At 36.9% G+C, this 18203-nt stretch carries 16 protein-coding genes and 4 pseudogenes; 8 read left to right on the top strand and 12 right to left on the bottom strand.

The features are described 5' to 3' along the window. Position 1: 1 nt before the first annotated feature. From trpCF to EAL87_RS04165, 5 genes and pseudogenes are all read right to left on the bottom strand, one after another. Positions 2-1360 (bottom strand): bifunctional indole-3-glycerol-phosphate synthase TrpC/phosphoribosylanthranilate isomerase TrpF, encoded by a 1359-nt coding sequence (trpCF, locus tag EAL87_RS04185; protein WP_120913152.1) that lies wholly within the window; start codon positions 1358-1360, stop codon positions 2-4. Beyond that, positions 1353-2360, bottom strand: a complete 1008-nt coding sequence (trpD, locus tag EAL87_RS04180; RefSeq protein ID WP_120913150.1) for an anthranilate phosphoribosyltransferase — start codon at positions 2358-2360, stop codon at positions 1353-1355. The genes trpCF and trpD overlap by 8 nt, the downstream gene beginning before the upstream one ends. Beyond that, a complete protein-coding gene (locus tag EAL87_RS04175; RefSeq protein ID WP_120913148.1) occupies positions 2357-2941 on the bottom strand; it encodes an aminodeoxychorismate/anthranilate synthase component II in 585 nt (194 codons plus the stop codon). The genes trpD and EAL87_RS04175 overlap by 4 nt, the downstream gene beginning before the upstream one ends. Then, on the bottom strand, positions 2938-4440 hold the full coding sequence (trpE, locus tag EAL87_RS04170) for an anthranilate synthase component I (RefSeq protein ID WP_120913146.1): 1503 nt from the start codon (positions 4438-4440) through the stop codon (positions 2938-2940). The genes EAL87_RS04175 and trpE overlap by 4 nt, the downstream gene beginning before the upstream one ends. Before the next feature lie 250 nt (positions 4441-4690). Then, positions 4691-5464 (bottom strand): annotated as a pseudogene (locus EAL87_RS04165) (glycosyltransferase family 9 protein); the annotation flags it as partial. Positions 5465-5625: 161 nt separating this feature from the next. Here EAL87_RS04165 and EAL87_RS04160 point away from each other — a divergent pair. Then, positions 5626-6888 carry a glycosyltransferase family 9 protein gene (locus EAL87_RS04160; protein ID WP_120913144.1) on the top strand — a complete coding sequence of 421 codons (1263 nt, stop codon included), beginning with the start codon at positions 5626-5628 and terminating at the stop codon, positions 6886-6888. Between the two features lie 216 nt (positions 6889-7104). On the opposite strand, the pseudogene EAL87_RS08220 reads toward EAL87_RS04160, so the two are convergent. Then, positions 7105-7308, bottom strand: a pseudogene (locus EAL87_RS08220) (DNA adenine methylase); the annotation flags it as partial. Between the two features lie 171 nt (positions 7309-7479). On the opposite strand from EAL87_RS08220, the gene tnpA reads away from it, so the two are divergent. Both tnpA and EAL87_RS04145 read left to right on the top strand, forming a co-directional pair. Further along, the gene (tnpA, locus tag EAL87_RS04150; protein ID WP_120913142.1) at positions 7480-7947 is read left to right on the top strand and encodes an IS200/IS605-like element ISHp608 family transposase; all 468 of its coding nucleotides are present in this window, start codon (positions 7480-7482) and stop codon (positions 7945-7947) included. After that, positions 7916-9064 carry an RNA-guided endonuclease InsQ/TnpB family protein gene (locus EAL87_RS04145; protein WP_120913140.1) on the top strand — a complete coding sequence of 383 codons (1149 nt, stop codon included), beginning with the start codon at positions 7916-7918 and terminating at the stop codon, positions 9062-9064. Before tnpA ends, EAL87_RS04145 begins: the two co-directional genes overlap by 32 nt. A gap of 78 nt (positions 9065-9142) precedes the next feature. Here EAL87_RS04145 and EAL87_RS04140 read toward each other — a convergent pair. The 3 genes and pseudogenes from EAL87_RS04140 to EAL87_RS08385 all read right to left on the bottom strand — a co-directional run. Further along, positions 9143-9846, bottom strand: a pseudogene (locus tag EAL87_RS04140) (Dam family site-specific DNA-(adenine-N6)-methyltransferase); the annotation flags it as partial. After that, the gene (locus EAL87_RS04135; protein WP_240444237.1) at positions 9846-10181 is read right to left on the bottom strand and encodes an EcoRV family type II restriction endonuclease; all 336 of its coding nucleotides are present in this window, start codon (positions 10179-10181) and stop codon (positions 9846-9848) included. The pseudogene EAL87_RS04140 and the gene EAL87_RS04135, both read right to left, overlap by 1 nt. Before the next feature lie 176 nt (positions 10182-10357). Next, a pseudogene (locus EAL87_RS08385) lies at positions 10358-10819 on the bottom strand (DNA methyltransferase); the annotation flags it as partial. Between the two features lie 24 nt (positions 10820-10843). Between EAL87_RS08385 and EAL87_RS04125 the strand changes: the two are divergent. Further along, positions 10844-11101 (top strand): DNA methyltransferase, encoded by a 258-nt coding sequence (locus tag EAL87_RS04125; RefSeq protein WP_240444236.1) that lies wholly within the window; start codon positions 10844-10846, stop codon positions 11099-11101. 35 nt (positions 11102-11136) lie between these two features. Here the strand turns inward: EAL87_RS04125 and EAL87_RS04120 are convergent, their stop codons facing one another. The 3 genes from EAL87_RS04120 to EAL87_RS04110 all read right to left on the bottom strand — a co-directional run bounded on the left by EAL87_RS04120 (position 11137) and on the right by EAL87_RS04110 (position 14536). Next, entirely contained in the window at positions 11137-12594 is a 1458-nt protein-coding gene (locus tag EAL87_RS04120; protein ID WP_120913135.1) for a glycosyltransferase family 9 protein, read from the bottom strand. A gap of 90 nt (positions 12595-12684) precedes the next feature. Then, entirely contained in the window at positions 12685-13731 is a 1047-nt protein-coding gene (locus tag EAL87_RS04115) for a glycosyltransferase family 9 protein (protein WP_120913133.1), read from the bottom strand. Between the two features lie 67 nt (positions 13732-13798). Continuing rightward, the gene (locus EAL87_RS04110; RefSeq protein WP_120913131.1) at positions 13799-14536 is read right to left on the bottom strand and encodes a 5'-nucleotidase, lipoprotein e(P4) family; all 738 of its coding nucleotides are present in this window, start codon (positions 14534-14536) and stop codon (positions 13799-13801) included. Between the two features lie 123 nt (positions 14537-14659). Here EAL87_RS04110 and EAL87_RS04105 point away from each other — a divergent pair, with 123 nt between their 5' ends. From EAL87_RS04105 to EAL87_RS04090, 4 genes are all read left to right on the top strand, one after another. Further along, positions 14660-15208: a YceI family protein gene (locus EAL87_RS04105; RefSeq protein WP_120913128.1), complete on the top strand. Its 549-nt coding sequence runs from the start codon at positions 14660-14662 to the stop codon at positions 15206-15208. 601 nt (positions 15209-15809) lie between these two features. After that, positions 15810-16466 carry a thiaminase II gene (tenA, locus tag EAL87_RS04100; protein ID WP_120913126.1) on the top strand — a complete coding sequence of 219 codons (657 nt, stop codon included), beginning with the start codon at positions 15810-15812 and terminating at the stop codon, positions 16464-16466. Between the two features lie 121 nt (positions 16467-16587). Continuing rightward, positions 16588-17250, top strand: a complete 663-nt coding sequence (pnuC, locus tag EAL87_RS04095; protein ID WP_120913212.1) for a nicotinamide riboside transporter PnuC — start codon at positions 16588-16590, stop codon at positions 17248-17250. After that, positions 17238-17852 carry a thiamine diphosphokinase gene (locus tag EAL87_RS04090; RefSeq protein ID WP_120913124.1) on the top strand — a complete coding sequence of 205 codons (615 nt, stop codon included), beginning with the start codon at positions 17238-17240 and terminating at the stop codon, positions 17850-17852. The genes pnuC and EAL87_RS04090 overlap by 13 nt, the downstream gene beginning before the upstream one ends. Positions 17853-18203 lie beyond the last annotated feature (351 nt).

Genomic DNA, 18203 nt, shown 5'->3' with positions numbered 1-18203 from the left:
TTTAATACTCTCTTAAAATGCGGGCTAACCGCTTGATTTTACCCTTATTTTTAATCCCGGGGCTTATTTCTAAACCCGAATTGAAATCCAAACCCAACGCTTTAACTTTCAAGGCTTTTTGAATATTATCCAAATTAAGCCCACCAGCTAGCATGAAAGGCGTTTTGACATTTTCTAAAATTTCCCAATCAAAACTCACGCCATTGCCTCCCATTTTATCCCCTTTAGTGTCGTATAAAATCAGAGAGGCTTCTTGAATTTTAGGTGCTAAATCTTTAGCGTTCATCACGCTCACTACTTGCCAGATCGCACAAGTTTTAGGGAGCGATTTTTTCAATTGAGCGATTTCTTTAGGCGAATAGTTATAAAGCTGCACCGCTTTTAAATCAAGCTTTTTAACGATTTTTTGAATTTTTTTAATTTTATCTTTCACAAACACGCCCACAAAATCCAGTTTTTTAACCGCTTTTGTGATTTTTAAAGCTTCTTTAGGCTTGATGTATCTGGGCGAAGATTTTTCAAAAATCAAACCCCCATAAATGAAATGGTTTTTATAAACGGCTTGAGCGTCTTTAATCCTTGTAAGCCCGCACACTTTATTTTCGCCTAAAATCAATTTAATGCATGCTTTTTTCAAATCTTTTTGTGCCATTAAAGAGCTGCCCACTAAAAAGCCATTCACATAAGGGGCTAGGGCTTTGATTTGCGCATGCGAATAAATACCGGACTCACTGATAATGAGCGCATCTTTAGGCAATAAGGGGCGTAATTCTAGCGTGTGGTTAATATCGGTTTTTAAGGTGTGCAAATCCCTGTTATTGATGCCTATAATGTCGTATTGGAGTTTGAGCAAGCGTTTGATTTCTTGCTGGTTGGAAACTTCAGTTAACACGCTCATGTTTAAGGATTTGGCGAGGTTAAAAAGCTCTAAATAATTTTTATCATCTAACGCGCTTAACATTAAAAGCACCGCATCAGCTCCCATCATTCTAGCAAGTTTGATCTGAAAAGCGTCAATGATAAAATCTTTGCATAAAATGGGCTTGGTGGAATGTTGCGAAACGATCTTAATGTTTTCATAAGAGCCTAAAAAATATTTAGCATCGGCTAAAACTGAAACACAAGAGGCAAATTTTTCATAAGTCTTGGCTATTTTCAGCAAATCAAAATCTTTTCTGATCAGGCCTTTAGAGGGCGATGCTTTTTTGCATTCTAAAATAAAACTTGTTTTTTTTTCTAATAGCGCCTTTTTAAAATCCCTATCGCTTGGGTTTATGTTTGCGGGCAAGGCGTAATTTTTTTTGAGCAAAGAGACTTCTAAAAGTTTGTCTTTAAGGATGTTTTCTAACACGCTAGGCATGGCTTAATCTTATGATTTTTTGTAAATGCGTATAGGGCGCTTTGGTTTTTAAATGCTCTAAAGTCATGCCCACGCCCTCTTTTAAATTTTTAGCCTTATGGCTTAAATACAACAAACTCGCCACATTCGCCACAACCACCATCGTGTGCGAATCCTTTCCTTTATTTTCTAAAATATCTAAACACGCTTGAACGCTTTCTTGTGCGTTTTCAATCTGTAATTCTTTCAAATCATAGGGGGGTAAGTCAAAATCTTTAGCGCTCAAGTCATACTCTAAAATTTCGTTATTTTTCAATTCACACGCATGCGTAATATCGTGCAACACGATTTCATCTGTCCCCCCTCCATTAATTACCATCGCCCTTTTAACACCTAAAGCCTTTAATGCTAGCGCCATGGTCTTGCACAAGGATTTGTCATACACGCCTAAAAGCTGGATTTTGGGTCTTAAGGGGTTGATTAAAGGCCCTAAGCAATTGAAAATCGTTTTAGTGAAAAGCTCTTTTCTTAAAGGGGCGGATTTTTTAAAACTTTGATGGTATAAAGGCGCGAACAAAAACCCAAAATGCGTTTGTTTGAAGCAATTCTCTAATTGCGTGGGATTCATTGCAATATTCACGCCTAAATTTTCCAACAAATCCGCGCTCCCGCTATGACTGGAAACGCTCCTTGATCCGTGTTTAGCCATAGGCAATCCCATAGAGCTGGCAATGAGCGCAGCAATCGTGCTGATATTGATCGTTTTTAACCCATCGCCCCCTGTGCCGCAATTGTCTATTAGATCCAAGCCGCTGTTAAAAGGCTTAGGGGCATGCTCTAAAAGCGTGGTTGCAGCAACGCTAATCTCTTTAAAGCTCTCGCCCTTGATTTTTAAAGCGCACAAAATGGCCCCAAGTTGTGCCGGGCTTACTTTTTCGTTGATAATGAGAGTGAATAATTTTTGGACTTCTTCATCGTTCAAGTCTTTTTGATGATACAAGGCGTTTAAAATCTCTTTCATGACAACCCTCTTAAAAACCCCACACTTTGCTCTAACAACGCCCTCCCTTGTAAAGTCATGATGCTTTCAGGGTGGAATTGATAGGCTAAAATTTTATCTTCTTCATTGATAATAGCCATAGGGATATTGTCATGCTCAGCGATCACTTCTAAATTGTTAGGCAATCCGCTCGCCATTAAAGAATGGTAACGCCCCACCACCATGCTCTCCCCTAAACCTTTAAAAACGGCATGCTTTTTGAGCGCGATAGTGGTCGCTTTGCCATGCACGATTTCTTTACTCCTTATAATTTTAGCCCCATAGCTTTGCGCTAAAGCTTGCAAGCCTAAACAAACCCCTAAAATGGGGAATTTCTTTTTAGCCATTTCAATGATTTTTAAAAGATTGCCTGAATTGCTAGGATTACCAGGCCCGGGCGAGATGAACAATAAAGGGGTTTTTGATTCTTCATGCATTAAGCCCATGAGATAACTCGGATCAATATCGTTTTGATAAACAGCCACTTCATAACCCAAACACTCTAATTCATACACCAAATTATAAGAGAAAGAATCAAAATTATCTATAAAAAAGATTTTCATAAGCTTGTTTTCCTGATCGCATCAATAAGGGCTTGCGCTTTGGCTCTTGTTTCATTCGCTTCGTTTTGCGGCACGCTGTCTAATACGATACCGGCTCCTGCTTGGATCACGGCTTTGTTGTTTTTAACAAAACATGAACGGATAGTGATGCAAGAATCCATAGAACCCTCGCTGTTTAAATACCCCACACTCCCCCCATAAGAGCCTCTCCTTTGCTTTTCTAGTTGGTAAATGAGCCTGATCGCAGAGATTTTAGGCGCTCCGCTGAGCGTGCCGGCGTTCATAAAACTCCTGTAAGCATGCAAACTATCGCACCCTTTTTTCAATTCCCCCACAACCCTTGAGACTAAATGCATGACATTGGAATACTTATCCACTTTTAAAAGCTTGTCGCAATAGCGTTTTTTTGAAACTCTGGCCATGTCGTTTCTGGCTAAATCCACTAGCATGATGTGTTCAGCCCTTTCTTTATAGTCGTGTTGCAAATCAAATTCCATTTTACTATCCAAGTCGTAATCAATATTGCCTTGTTTGTCCTTACCTCTTAAACGGGTGCCAGCAATGGGATAAATTTCAGCCGTATTCATTAAAGCGTTGTATTTTAAGGCGCTCTCAGGGCTTGCCCCAAAAAGAATAAAATCGCTGTCTTTGATATAGAACATATAAGGGCTAGGGTTAGAGAGCTTTAAATGATAATACGCGCTCAAACCCTCCAAGCACTCCATATAAAAGCTGCGCGACAACACCGCTTGAAAGATCTCGCCCTTTTTGATTTCTTCTTGTAAGGATAGCGCTCTTTTTTCAAACTCGCTATCATCACAACTAACGCTAACTTCTCTACTTTGCTTGGATTTTTTAGGGACAAAGTCGCTTTTGATGCTTTTAGCCAACTCTTTTAAATTTTGTAATTCCTGGGCTATCTCTGTTTTAAAGCGTTCATCAAAGCACGCCCCCAAGATTTCAGCGCTTTTTTCTTTATGGTCTATGATGATCAAATTTTGCGCGACATAAAAAATAAAGTCATGCGCTGTGTTGTCTTTTGCTTTTAAGTGTGGTAAATCTTCAAAAAAATTGAGCATTTCAAAAGAAAAAACGCCCGCGCTAAAAAGCATAAAAGGGTGTTTGGGTTTTGTTTTGACGCTTTTAAAAAGCCCCCTTAAAGCGTCAAAAGGGCTAGGCTCAAAGAGTTTTAAAAACTCATCTTGCGTTTTTTTATTTTTGGTGTAGGTTAAGGTTAGGGCATTGTCTTGTATAGGCGTTTTAAAAAACGCGCTCAATTTTTGCAAAAACGCCTCGCCATTAGGCGTTAGGCTAGTGATGGTTACGATATTGTGGTTGCAAATCAGTTTCAAACAGGCTTTGGCTATTAAAAGGGATTTGGTGTGCGCTTTGCTCTCAATCTCAGCGCTTTCAAAAAGCAAGGTGTGTGGTTGCTCTAATTGTTCATAAAGAGCTAGGGGATAGGGAATGTAAGGGGCTTTTTCTATAAGACTAACCATCAATTTCTTCACGCTAAAAATAAACTCGTATTTTACAAGAAATAGATAAATGAGCGGTTAAATTAATGACCATTATAAAGCCTAGTTGGTGCGAAAACTAACAACTCAAGCTGTTATCAAGTTGGATTTCTCAAGGTTAAATTTAAAGAAAATTAGAAATTTTAATGAGAATGTAAAAAACCACTTTAATCAGATTAAACTTTTTGAGCGTTGTTAAGGTTGTTTGTGTAATACTTGTTGTCGTTATCTTTCATTGCGTGTGGCAAGAAAGATTTGGTGCGATAAATTCAAGGATCATTTCACTTTCTTTTTCAATGTCAATCAAACCCATATCGTTTGAGCCATCAGGCGGGGTGATGCCCAAAAATCGCTCATTAAAAGGCCGCCATCGGGCAATAGAAGCAGTAAGTTCGTTAGGGTAAAACCCAATAGATTGGTTGTCAAACAAAGCGTTCACATGCAAAGGGCCTGAAGCGTTCCCAATATAGACGGATAAATTCGCGCACAATTTGGCCAAATCCACTAAACTATGGCTCGTATCATAGAGATGGGCGAAAGGGACTTTTTTAAGAAGCTCTTCTGTGGCATTCCTTTCGCTTGGCCCGCAAATAAGAATGATCTCGCAACTCAAATTCTTGTGTAAAAAATCAATCAGTTTGATAAAGTGTGAAATGGGCAATACGGGCGAACTGCCTCCGCTATGCATATGCACACCAATCCATAACAAACCAACATTAGCGTTGAGTTTTGAAGCGATGAGGGAGCGCTCTTTGGATTTGTCTTTAAGTTTCCATGCGATTTTTTTGATTGAAGCGTTAGGGAGATCATGATCTTTACAAAAAACATGGATGAGATCCAAATTGTATTCGTATTCGGTTTTTAAGCATAAAGAGCGGTTTTGGCGCACGCTCTTTTTATAGAACCAAGAATAGATTTTGGTCTTAGGGGCTAGGATGTAAGGAATAAATTTCCTCAAACTAAAAGCGAGTTTAGCGTTTTTAAAATTAGAAAATAAAGCTATAATTCAAGATAAAATTTCACGGTAGGATTCTTATGAATATTCTCAAATTACTATTGCCTATTACAATACTACTATTGCCTATTACAATACTACTATTGCCTATTGTGTTGGTATATGGTTATTTTAACCGGAAGACTTCTGATTGGTCTCTTAGGCTCTTTGAAATGACGCAACGCCTGATTGACAAGCTGCTTTCTATCGCCCCCATTAAACGCCAAAACGCCACAGAAAAAGCCTTGTGTATTGTGAGACTGGATGTTGTGGGCGATTATATCTTAACGCGCAATTTTTTTGCTCCCTTCAAAGAGCATTACAAAGATTATAAAATTGTTTTTATTGGCAATTCAATCATCAAAGATTTGAGCGTCATTGCAGATAGCCCTTATATTGATGAATTTATTTTTTTAGATCATTCCATTTGGAATCAATATAATGGATACATTCACAGCAGGCAACATGCCTTTAGATTTCTGCGTTATTTGCTCAAATTTTTCATCAAGCGCTACAATGAATTGTTGATGCTTAAAAAAACGCATTACGAGATTGCCATTAACCCCGTTTTGCCTTGGGGTGACATTTTAAGAGATGATATAGTGATGAAACACTTAGACGCTTCTTTTAAGGTTAGCGTAAGGCATGAACCTTTTGTGGATAGGGGCCATCATAGTGTCTATGTTAGCGAAGGGAAAATCAGCCATTTTTACACCCATCTTTTCAATATCCCTAAGGTGAGCAAATTCTTATTTGAATTCCATCAGGATTTATTTTCTGCTTTTTTCAAAACTTTTAAAGGAGTGGATTTAGCTCCTGTGCCTTTTGGCATGGAATTGCCGCCATCTTCGGTTCTTAAAGAAAGTTCGCAAAATTTACTCAATGGTTTGAGTTCTCGCTATGGCGTGTTGAATTTGGGATCAAGCGATTTTTTTAGGTGTTATAGGTATTTTAATAGGATTGTGCGTTATTTGAATGAAGACATTCAGCTAGTGATTTGCGGGACAACGCCCACAGAAGCAAAAGAAGCTGCTAAGTTGGTAAAAGCTCATAAAAATGCCATATCGTTAGTAGGGAAAACTAGCTTATTGGAATACGCCTATATCATTAAGGGCGCTGAATTTGCATTAGGGAATGAATCCAGTATCGCTCATTTTGCAGCGGCTCTTAAAGTGCCTTACATTTTTATTTTAAGCAATGGCAGTTCTTATGCAACCTTTCACCCTTATCCTAAAACGCTTTGTGCTACCCATCATGTGATTTATCCCACTGAGTTTGCAAATCTTAGAGAATCAAAGAAAATTTGGGAACAACGAGATGTGAATACGATAAAACCTAGTGCCGTGATAGCAAGCATCAAAGAGCACGCCCCGCATTTATTAAAAGAGAACACTCCTGATGATATTGATAAAGATTACTTCATAGAAGAAGTGTAGTAGCCTAAGCAACGCCGTTTTATATTCTAACGCCGTTGTTTCATCCTTGCTTTTAGAGTGGCTGACTAGATAAGGGGCGTAAATAGAGGTTGTAATTATGTAATTATGTCTGTTCCAAATAAAATTACGCTTCGTTCGTTTTCATTATAACGCTCCTTAAAAAACATGAGAAAGTATTATAACGATGATTGCCTTATTAGAAGTTTAGCATGCATGTTATAGAGTGCTAATCTCTAATCTGTGCGTCAATGCATCTTTAATGCCCCTATTTAAATCTATATCGCTCATCTGTATATTGGATAATAATGCTTCATAAATCATATTGCGATTATTTTCTTTAGCTCCAACATGATAAAAATGCTCTTTAGTTACGATAGGGTAACTTTTCCAAATAGAAAAAATATAATCATTTTTACTAAAAACTAACGCCTTAAAGCCCCTAGCTTTTAGCTATGGGGATACAAGGCGAAACGCCTTTAGGCGTTAAATACCAATGTGGAATAGGGGTATTAGAGTCAATATCATGCACAAAAATAGGGGTAATGTTATGAATATCTTGTATTAGTTATTTTTTTTGTATATACTACAAATATGAGTAACGCTGTTTTATACAAAAGCAATCATAATGTTGTCTATTCTTGCAAATACCATATCGTGTGGTGTCCTAAATACAGGCGTAAGGTCTTAGTGGGAGCTGTAGAAATGAGATTGAAAGAAATCATTCAAGAAGTGGCTAAAGAATTAAGAGTAGAGATTATAGAGATGCAAACCGATAAAGACCATATCCACATTTTAGCTGATGTTGATCCAAGCTTTGGAGTGATGAAGTTCATTAAAACCGCTAAAGGTCGTAGCAGTAGGATATTAAGACAAGAATTTAATCACTTAAAAACAAAACTACCTACTTTATGGACCAATTCCTGTTTCATTTCAACAGTGGGGGGTGCACCTTTGAATGTTGTCAAACAATACATTGAAAACCAACAAAACAGCAACCGCCCTAAGCAAAAAGAAAAATGGAAAAATTATGTTGATAACCTACAAACAAAAGCTCTATAAGAACGATAAGAATAGGCGTATAGACACACTATTAAGGCGTTATGGCGTGTTTTATAATCATTGCATTGCCTTGCACAAACGCTATTATAGACTTTTCAAAAAGTATTTAAAGCTTAACGATTTGCAAAAACACACCACCAAATTGAAAAAGACCCATCGTTATGCTTTTTTAAAAACACTGGGCTCACAAACCCTGCAAGATTTAACTGAAAGGATAGATAAAGCGTTTAAAAAATTCTTTAAGAAACAAGCCAAATTGCCACGATTTAAAAAAGTAGCCAACTACAAATCTTTCACTTTCAAAAGCCAAGTTGATAAAAAGACAGGGTTGAATAAGGGAGTGGGGTTTGAGATAAAAGACAATGTTGTTTCTTTTAATGGTTATAGCTACAAGTTCATTAAAACTTATGCTTTGATAGGGAAAGTAAAAACTCTAACCATTAAAAGAGATAATATGGGCGATTATTTCTTGTGTCTAGTCTGTGAATTAGAAAATAACCCTAACAAGCAAACCGCATGCACTAAAAGCGTGGGCTTTGACTTTGGGTTAAGGACTTTTTTAACCGGATCTGACAATACTAAGATAGAATCGCCTTTATTTTTCTCTCAATACTTGCCTTTGATTAAACGACTTAGTAAAAACCTTAGCAAGAAAGTTAAGGGTTCTAATAACTTTAAAAAAGCTAAAAAGAAACTAGCCCAACTGCACCAAAAAATCAAACACTTAAGAACCGATTTCTTTTATAAATTGGCTTTGAAATTAAGCAAAAAATACCAAAGCATTTTCATTGAAGACTTGAACATGAAAGCTATGCAAAAACTTTGGGGCAGGAAAGTGAGCGATATAGCTTTTAGCGAGTTTGTGAAAATCCTTGAAAACAAGGCTCATGTCGTTAAGATTGATAGATTTTATCCTAGCTCTAAGACTTGTTCTAATTGTTTATCTGTTGATGAAAACTTTAATAAAGACATTAAAAAATTAGGCAAAACAGATAAAGAAAGAGAATACCACTGCAAATATTGCGGATTGGAACTAGACAGGGATTTAAATGCAGCTATCAATATTCATAGGGTTGGGGCATCAATCCTTGGGGTAGAATTTGTAAGACCTACCTAGTAGGCTGAGTTTGCTTGATCCCAATTTTCCTTATGCTAGCTAGAATCCCCTAGCTTTAGCTATGGGGAGTATGTCAAGATATTTATTGCTAAACCATGTAGAAAGAATGAAATTGCACCTGGATTTTGACAACACTTGTTGCAATGCAACTTCATTTTCTTCATTCCAGCAATCAAAATAATCTGCATTTCTTCCAATATAAGGGGGATCAGCATAAATTAAATCGCTTTTGTTCGTTTCTAAAATAGTTTGTTGGAAATCTTGACACTTGAATTCATAATGATTGCTTTTAATCATTTTTGCTGTATTTTCTACTTGATTGACAATCTTAGTAACCAAGCTTTGGGAGAAACGCTGCGGTTTTTTACAAAACGGCACATTGAATTTCCCTTTTTGATTGAAGCGTATCATGCCATTAAAACACGCGCGATTTAAGAATAGAAAATCAAGAGGATCACAATCTTTATTGAATCGTTCTCTCACTTCATAGTAATATTCTCCATTGCTTTGCAATAATTTCAAACCTTCTTCGTTGAGAAATTCTCTCACAATATTTGGAGTGATCTTTTCATCTTGAATGGCTTGATAGAAATGGATTAAATGCGGATTGCTATCGCACAACAACGCTCTTTTAGGCTGGATATTAAAAGCACAACGCCTGTCCCCATAAACGGCTCAACCCAACGCTCAAATGCAACCTTTTTTGAAACCCCCTTAATCCAATCTACTAATTTGGCCTTAATACCTTGGGATTTTATGGGTGGGATCAGTGTTTTCATCATTAAGACTTGCTCCTATTTTTTATAAGATTGATTTTTTGAATATCAATTCCTTTAAATTCAAGGAAATCAGCTAATTTTGTCAATTTTTTAAAACTACCTTGATTTTTTAAATCAGGTATCATTAACACGCCTTGATTGATCCAATATTCATCAAAAATTTGTTCGCCAAGATTTTTAAACACGCCATTCCCTTGCAAAATATCATCAATATATTGAATGCTGCCAATATTAGCCGTATTACCACTCCCGCCCTTATCGCTAGCGATTTTCCATTTCTCTTCAGCAAAAAATATAAAATCCTTTGATTTTCCAATCTCCCAACTGGGTTGTAACATGGTCAGTTAATTCTGTTGCAAAAACCTTAAGTTTTTCAATAAAATTTTATTTGACTGACTCCATAACTACCTTTCAAACACTCAATTGCTACCAAATATATACAACTGATTATAACACGAAAATTATCGCTTTTAATGTTGTAAAAATTTGCTTCTCCTCACCAAATGAGCGCTTCTTTTAAGGCTTTTAAAATCTCTTCATAACTTTCTAACGCATAGACTTTGATTGCCCCACCTCCATCAAATTATTTAAGCGCACCGCTTTTAAAACCGCCGATGACCTTTTTAAGGCGAGGCAAAATCACGCGCTCAAAATGCTCCCCCATTTCAATACCGATATACTTCCTCTTCAACTTGTGCTCCACCGCACAAGTCGTCCCGCTCCCAGCGAAAAAGTCTAAAACCGCTTGTGGGAAAAAAATACGATTATCAGCGATCAATTCTTGTAATTTTTCTTGTGAAAAACGCCATGAATAACCATGCGGAGGGTATATTTCTTGCTTGGTGTAGGGGTTAAAAATAGGGTAAATATTACGCTCAACAGCCGATCCAACTGATAAATCGGAGGACTTCCACACACCCCTTTCATCGTTATCTAAATTTTTATAGCGCGCATTCATCTCGCTTGTGCGTTCAAGGGTAAATCGGAGACCTTGACTTTGATGCCGCATTCATCAGCAAAGAAGCAAGCGATAACAACATCTACCGCAGAGGTGGGGGTTCAGTATTCCCTTTATTCTGCCTTATCTAATCTTGTTTTAGTTTGCGATAGAGGCTCTAAAGTAAGCCCCATTTCTAATGTTTTTGTAACGAACATGCTTTGTGATTTGCATGTGAATGGATCGGGGGGGTTATGCGTTTTTGTTGTATCGTTTAGAATAGCAAAAACCACTCATAAATCAACCATTTACTCCATTTAAATGCTGAAGTTATATTCTAAAAATTTGTAACGCAATCAAACTCGTTCAAAATAAGTCATTTCTTTAGAATTGGATGGCACATCTTCTTTCAAGAGATGGGGTGCAAAATGTTTAATGGTATCAATAACATCTTGCGGGTTCACAAAATCCACTGGTGGGTGCGACATAGTCATGGCTTTAAACATCCAGTTGCTAGACCTAGAAATTATTTTTTGAAAATCCCTTGGATAGATCATGTGGACATTAGGGCCAATTTTCTTTGGGTAGGGGTGGAATCTTGGGCTTGATAAACCCGAAGAGACTATGAACGCGTAAGGGATTTTCAAACAAGCGCTCAAATGCATGATGGAAGACTCATTGCCCATCGCAAAACTAGCGTTCTTTAAAAGATGGAGGTATTCTATCAAACTGGTTTGATTGACTAAAGAAATGGCATTTTTGTGGCGTTTTAGAATGGAATTGGCAAGCTTTTCGTCTTCTTTAGAGTTTCCGCAAAGAACGAGTTGGTAGTCAGGATTTAAGAAAGCAATCATCTCATCAAAGCACCTATACACTCTAAAATCATCGCTAGCTCCGAGATTCAACACGCCATAAGGTGGTTTTAGAATATTCTTAAACTTTTCATATTCAAAAGCGATGGGGAGTTTTAATTCAAGTTCAACAAACCCTATATCCACGCCCTTAAAATGCTTAAAAAAAGACTGAAAAAAATCTTGATTGGAATCATAGAGGAATTGCGGCACTTCTTTAGGATAGAACAAATGCGTGTAAAAACTTTTTCTAATTTCCCCTCTCTTTCTATAATCGGTCCTAAAGAAAGATTCTATTGGGTGGGTGCAAAAAACCCCAACTTTATTTTCGGCAATCAAGTGCTTTATAATAGCGTCTTCTTTAGTTGAAAAATAAAACATAGAACTATTAATGCATATCTCATAGCTTTCTTTTCTCAAATGAGAAACATCTTCATAGCGTTTTCTCATGAATTTTGGGAGAAAAAATAACAATTCTTTTAGTTTTGAAAGGCGTGAGCCATTAGCACCAATCCGCAAGTATTTTTCCCAGTAAATGTTATCTAAAAAGATAAACTTATCTATATATTTGGAATCGCAATGGGTCGCTATGTCCTTAATAGCGGTGTTTCCAATAAAAGTGATTTCATAATCTTCAAAATATTTTTTAAAAAGAGGTAAAAAATTGCGATAGAGTATATAATCTCCAATAAGATCCAAGCGGATAAAACATAAGGTTTTTTTACGAATGGGTGGAGGAGTAGGCTTTGTAAGGGTGAGCAATCTGTCTAGTTGGTTTTGGATGCGAATAAGACTGTCTTTTTGAAAGGTATAACGACTTTTAAAGAACCTCCTAACAATTGGAATCTTTTGAATAAGAGAAATTCTTGCGATGGTTCCAACCACCAAAACGAAAGCTATATAAGGGTAATAATAAAGATAAGATAATTTTGATTTTAAAAACAAAGAGAGTAAAAATTTCAAAAATAGCTCCTATTTTTTAGCGTTCAATCATGTAAAATCCACGCAAACATTAAGAATAAACAAAGATGTAATTATAGCAAAAATATCTTATCAAAGCTGCATCTTGCGGTAATTGATAAAACTAACAATATTCTCACCCTCTTTTTCAATGTCAATCAAACCCATATCGTTTGAGCCATCAGGCGGGGTGATGCCCAAAAATCGCTCATTAAAAGGCCGCCATCGGGCAATAGAAGCAGTAAGTTCGTTAGGGTAAAACCCAATAGATTGGTTGTCAAACAAAGCGTTCACATGCAAAGGGCCTGAAGCGTTCCCAATATAGACGGATAAATTCGCGCACAATTTGGCCAAATCCACTAAACTATGGCTCGTATCATAGAGATGGGCGAAAGGGACTTTTTTAAGAAGCTCTTCTGTGGCATTCCTTTCGCTTGGCCCGCAAATAAGAATGATCTCGCAACTCAAATTCTTGTGTAAAAAATCAATCAGTTTGATAAAGTGTGAAATGGGCAATACGGGCGAACTGCCTCCGCTATGCATATGCACACCAATCCATAACAAACCAACATTAGCGTTGAGTTTTGAAGCGATGAGGGAGCGCTCTTTGGATTTGTCTTTAAGTTTCCATGCGATTTTTTTGATTGAAGCGTTAGGGAGATCATGATCTTTACAAAAAACATGGATGAGATCCAAATTGTATTCGTATTCGGTTTTTAAGCATAAAGAGCGGTTTTGGCGCACGCTCTTTTTATAGAACCAAGAATAGATTTTGGTCTTAGGGGCTAGGATGTAAGGAATAAATTTCCTCAAACTAAAAGCGAGTTTAGCGTTTTTAAAATTAGAAAATAAAAAAATAAGAGCGTCAATGGGTTTACTTTTGAGAGTGGCGCTCAAATGATGATCTTCTATGATGACTTCATCAATGAAAGGGAATTCTAAGGCTATTGGGGTGGTATAGCTAGGCACAACCACGCCCAAATACACTTCCTTGCCTTTTTCTAAAAAGGCATGCTTTAGAGCGATTAAAGCCGGAATGGCTAAAATAAAATCGCCTAATTTATCGTTACGGATCACAAAAACTTTTTGAGAGTTTTCTTTATCTTTACATTTTAAATCTTCAAACCCTACAAAATCCACGACTCCGCCTAAGAGATCAAATTTTTTGTCATGTTAGCAAAAATTGTTCTTATGCGATGGATAAATTTTATTTTTTATTCTGCCATGCTTTTATGGGTTCATCTTCCCATGTGCCATAGAGAGAGTTGGGTAAAATGATCCACTCAGTGCCAAATTTTTGAGCGTTTTGCAAGACTTTAGCTCGTTGTTCTTGGCTGTTTTTAGCGTCTTTAGCAAAAATAGCGTCAAAATCATGCAAAGTGTCGCCCACTTGTAAAACAATCGCATAATCCTTAGCGACTGATTCTCGCCTAACGGCTTTAGACTTGCCTTTTTCTTTCAATAAAACGGATTCTTCACTCACTTGGGGGAGTTTGAAACTTTTGAGCGTTTTTAAAGTGAATGCCTTATTTTTTTGCGTGCGGTTAGAAATGTAAAAAATCTTAACGCCCTTAGAATTAGCGTATTCTAAAAAGTCTAGCGCTCCAGGAATGAGCGTAAGAGAGCCTTCTTTTTCAAATTTATCCCAAGTTTCTGGGGTGTATTTAATGCAATTTTTGACTAAATAGCCCGCATAATCAAAAGTGTTTAAAACGGTTTCATCTAAATCCAAGATGACGGCTGGCTTTTTGTCTTTAACGAGCTTGAGGTTATTGTCTAGCGCCATTTTCGCCATTTTGTAACTTTGCAATTGCAAGGCTCTAATTTCAGCGCTTTGCTGATGATACTTAACGCTTCTTGTTATGGGCGAAACGCATTCTTTAGCATTTAACACACTCATCAAACTCAATCCTAATAAAACTGATGCAAGGGTCTTTTTTATCATAACAACACCTACCTAATGGGGATTTTTTGTATTATACCTTAAAACAGATGATTAGGAGTATTTTACCATTAACCAATTTGTTGTATAGTTGGCGTTTTTAATTCAAAATGAAGCGAGGAAACAATGAAAAAAATGTTAGCGTTCACCCTTTTGGGCGTTAGTTTGGCGTTTGCAAAACCTTATACGATTGATAAGGCAAACTCTAGCGTGTGGTTTGAGGTCAAACACTTCAAATTCAATGAAACAAGAGGCGTGTTTGATAGTTTTGATGGCAAAATTGATGCCGATCCTAATACCAAAGCTCTCAATGTTTTTGAGGGTAAAATTGATATTAAAAGCATTAACACCAGGAACAAAAAAAGAGATGACCACTTAAGGACAGCAGAGTTTTTTGATGCCATGAAATACCCCAAAGGGAGCTTTAAAATGACCAAATATGAAGATGGTAAAATCCATGGGGATTTGACCCTTCATGGCGTAACCAAACCTGTCGTATTGGAAGCCAAGATCGAAGCCCCTTTACAAAACCCCATGAACAAAAAAGAATTCATGGTGCTACAAGCTGAAGGCAAAATCAACCGCAAGGATTTTGGTATCGGTAAAACATTTAACGATGCTGTTGTCGGGGATGAAGTAAAGATTGAGCTCAAACTAGAAGCTTACGCCCAATAAACTTTTTGCAAGAAACAAATTTTTGTTTCTTGTGGCTTTTTGTGGTTTTCTTTTCTAGTAATAATCTTTATTTGATAGTCTTTATCTTGCCCAATACCTCAAAACATCAAAGCCTTTAATAGCGTTTTTACACCAATCGTTTAAAAAATTGAACGCCTATTTTGAATATATTAAACATTTTTCTATTTTTATGCTAAACTATTTTGAGTTTCAGCCGATATGACTTGATACGGAGATTAAACCAATCATAAATAGTAAGGTTGATTCCATCTCGCTCTGTAACAGGTTTGAAACCATGCATCTAAGATTGACTCCTATCTTGTAAGTGCCATACTACAAGTTTCCATAATAAAAACTTCTAAAATCAAAACCTGCAGAGCGAGATGAAACCAACCTTTTTACTGCCACAAAGGATAGCCAGTCTTAAACAATATGAAGATAATATAAGCCTTGCAATACCATTAATCGCCACTCAAAATCACAGATATTTTAATACAGCGTTCAATTTTTGAATAATAAGGGGCTTTCTCAAAAACAAATTTTTATACCATATTACGAGCTTTCGTGTTAGAATGCGTTGAATGGATTTTAGGAGTGTAAAATGCAAGTTTCGCAATACCTGTATGAAAACGCGCAATCTATTTGGGAGGATTGCATTTCCCATCCGTTTGTTCAAGGCATAGGGCGTGGGACTTTAGAAAGGGATAAATTCCGTTTTTATATCATTCAGGATTATTTGTTCCTTTTAGAATACGCTAAGGTGTTTGCTCTAGGCATAGTTAAAGCTTATGATGAAGCGCTGATGAGAGAGTTTTCTAACGCTATACAAGATATTTTGAATAACGAAATGAGTATCCATAACCATTACATTAGAGAACTTCAAATCACTCCAATGGAATTGCAAAACGCGCGCCCCACTCTAGCGAATAAATCCTACACAAGCTACATGCTCGCTGAAGGGTTTAAAGGCTCTATCAAAGAAGTTACGGCGGCTGTTCTATCCTGTGGTTGGAGCTATTTAGTGATCGCGCAAAATTTAAGCCAAATCCCCAACGCTTTAGAACATGCCTTTTATGGGTATTGGATTAAGGGCTATAGCTCCAAAGAATTTCAAGCGTGTGTAAATTGGAATATCAATTTGCTTGATTCCCTAACTCTCGCTTCTTCCAAACAAGAAATTGAAAAATTAAAGGATATTTTTACCACTACAAGCGAATACGAGTATTTGTTTTGGGATATGGCGTATCAAAAAAGCTAATCCCCATTGATTTATGCTACAATCAAAACCAAAGGGGTGCTTTTTAAAATATTCAAGTTTTTAAAAGGCTGAGATCAAACCCGTAGAACTTGTCAAGGTAATTCTTGCGTAAGGAAATAGCATGTTAATAACCACCCAACTACCCAAACGATTTTACGCCACACTCATTCTTGCTTGCGTGTTTTTAATTACCACTAATATCCTTGTCAAAGGCTCGTTCATGAACCTTTTAGCAGGGCTTAGTGGGGTTTTATATGCGTTTTTTGCTGGGGAGAGGCAAACAATTTGCTTTGTGTTTGGTCTTATTTATAATTTGAGTTACGCTTATGTCGCTTATCAGTGGAAATTAAACGCTGATGTGATTTTATGCCTTTTTTTGTATATGCCAGTAACGATTTATGGGCTATTTGCGTGGAAAAAGACAGAGCAGCATGAAGGCGCTATCAAGGCTCAAAAGCTTTCCAAAAAGTGGCGTTTTATTCTCGTTTTAGGCGTAGGGGTTTTAACTTGTGTGAGCGCTTTGTTTTTTAAAGAGATCAAAACGAATTTTTTATGGGCAGAGAGTTTTAATTTCATCATCTTTATTATTGCTTTTATTTTACAGGTTTTGCGTTATATGGAGAGTTATGTTTTAATGACTTTGGGGAATATCGTGTCTGTTATCGTGTGGTTTTGTATTTTCCAAATTTCTACAGAAAGCTTGGTGCAGCTCTTCACAACGATTTTATACCTTTTTATTGGCTTGTATTATTTTAACCGGTGGAATAAGTCATGCAAGCAGTGATTTTAGCCAATGGGGAGTTTCCTAAATCTCAAAAATGCTTAGACATTTTAAAAAACGCTCCTTTTTTAATCGCATGCGATGGGGCTGTTGCGTCTTTGCATGCATTCAATTTCAAGCCCAGCGTTGTTATAGGCGATCTAGACAGCATTGATTCGCATTTGAAAGCCTTGTATAACCCTATACGCGTGAGCGAACAAAACAGCAACGATTTATCCAAAGCCTTTTTTTATGCTTTGAATAGGGGCTTTGATGATTTTATTTTTTTAGGGTTGAATGGCAAGCGAGAAGATCATGCTTTAGCGAACACTTTTTTATTGTTGGAGTATTTTAAATTTTGCCAAAAAATCCAAGCCATAAGCGATTATGGTCTGTTTAGGGTGTTAGAAACCCCTTTGACTTTGCCCAGTTTTAAAGGGGAGCAAATCTCGCTTTTTAGTTTGGATCTTAAAGCCCGATTCACTTCCAAAAACCTCAAATACCCCTTAAACAACTTGCGTTTAAAAACGCTCTTTTCTGGCTCGCTCAATGAAGTCACAGATAGTTTTTTTAGCCTTAGCTCTGAACCTAAATCGGTGGTGCTGGTGTATCAAAAGTTTTTATGAGTGGGTTTTGTTAGAGCAAGTATAGAAAGATTGATTCAGTCTCGCTTTGTGTGGTAGGTGGTCGGTTTTAGCGTTTTTATTATGCATTGTGTGGCGGACACAATGTAGGAACTCATAATTTTTTTAACGAAACCACCACAAAGCCACTAAACCAACCTACTACCCACATCGGCTAAAATCCAAAGCAGTTTAATGTAAAAGGAAAATAACCAATATCTATAGCGTGTCTAAAAACATGCTTGAGTCAATCTAGCTCAATTTTCAGCAGTTGGATTTCTTAAAATCATCAAACCAATTGGAAATCTCAATAAAAATGCAAGAAATACCGCTCAATTAAAGGGTGGGATAGAA

This window comes from Helicobacter pylori (assembly GCF_003636935.1).
Taxonomy (GTDB): Bacteria; Campylobacterota; Campylobacteria; order Campylobacterales; family Helicobacteraceae; genus Helicobacter; species Helicobacter pylori_CH.
The sequence above is the reverse complement of the archived record's forward strand: the minus strand, read 5'-3'. Positions and strand labels throughout refer to the sequence as shown.

Coding starts and splice junctions, on each gene's coding strand:
- pnuC (WP_120913212.1), top strand. CDS start 16,588: ATGTTAATAACCACCCAACTACCCAAACGATTTTACGCCACACTCATT.
- trpCF (WP_120913152.1), bottom strand. CDS start 1,360: ATGCCTAGCGTGTTAGAAAACATCCTTAAAGACAAACTTTTAGAAGTC.
- tnpA (WP_120913142.1), top strand. CDS start 7,480: ATGAGTAACGCTGTTTTATACAAAAGCAATCATAATGTTGTCTATTCT.
- tenA (WP_120913126.1), top strand. CDS start 15,810: ATGCAAGTTTCGCAATACCTGTATGAAAACGCGCAATCTATTTGGGAG.
- EAL87_RS04110 (WP_120913131.1), bottom strand. CDS start 14,536: ATGATAAAAAAGACCCTTGCATCAGTTTTATTAGGATTGAGTTTGATG.
- EAL87_RS04145 (WP_120913140.1), top strand. CDS start 7,916: ATGTTGATAACCTACAAACAAAAGCTCTATAAGAACGATAAGAATAGG.
- EAL87_RS04105 (WP_120913128.1), top strand. CDS start 14,660: ATGAAAAAAATGTTAGCGTTCACCCTTTTGGGCGTTAGTTTGGCGTTT.
- EAL87_RS04125 (WP_240444236.1), top strand. CDS start 10,844: ATGCCGCATTCATCAGCAAAGAAGCAAGCGATAACAACATCTACCGCA.
- trpE (WP_120913146.1), bottom strand. CDS start 4,440: ATGGTTAGTCTTATAGAAAAAGCCCCTTACATTCCCTATCCCCTAGCT.
- EAL87_RS04175 (WP_120913148.1), bottom strand. CDS start 2,941: ATGAAAATCTTTTTTATAGATAATTTTGATTCTTTCTCTTATAATTTG.
- EAL87_RS04090 (WP_120913124.1), top strand. CDS start 17,238: ATGCAAGCAGTGATTTTAGCCAATGGGGAGTTTCCTAAATCTCAAAAA.
- trpD (WP_120913150.1), bottom strand. CDS start 2,360: ATGAAAGAGATTTTAAACGCCTTGTATCATCAAAAAGACTTGAACGAT.
- EAL87_RS04160 (WP_120913144.1), top strand. CDS start 5,626: ATGACGCAACGCCTGATTGACAAGCTGCTTTCTATCGCCCCCATTAAA.
- EAL87_RS04135 (WP_240444237.1), bottom strand. CDS start 10,181: ATGTTACAACCCAGTTGGGAGATTGGAAAATCAAAGGATTTTATATTT.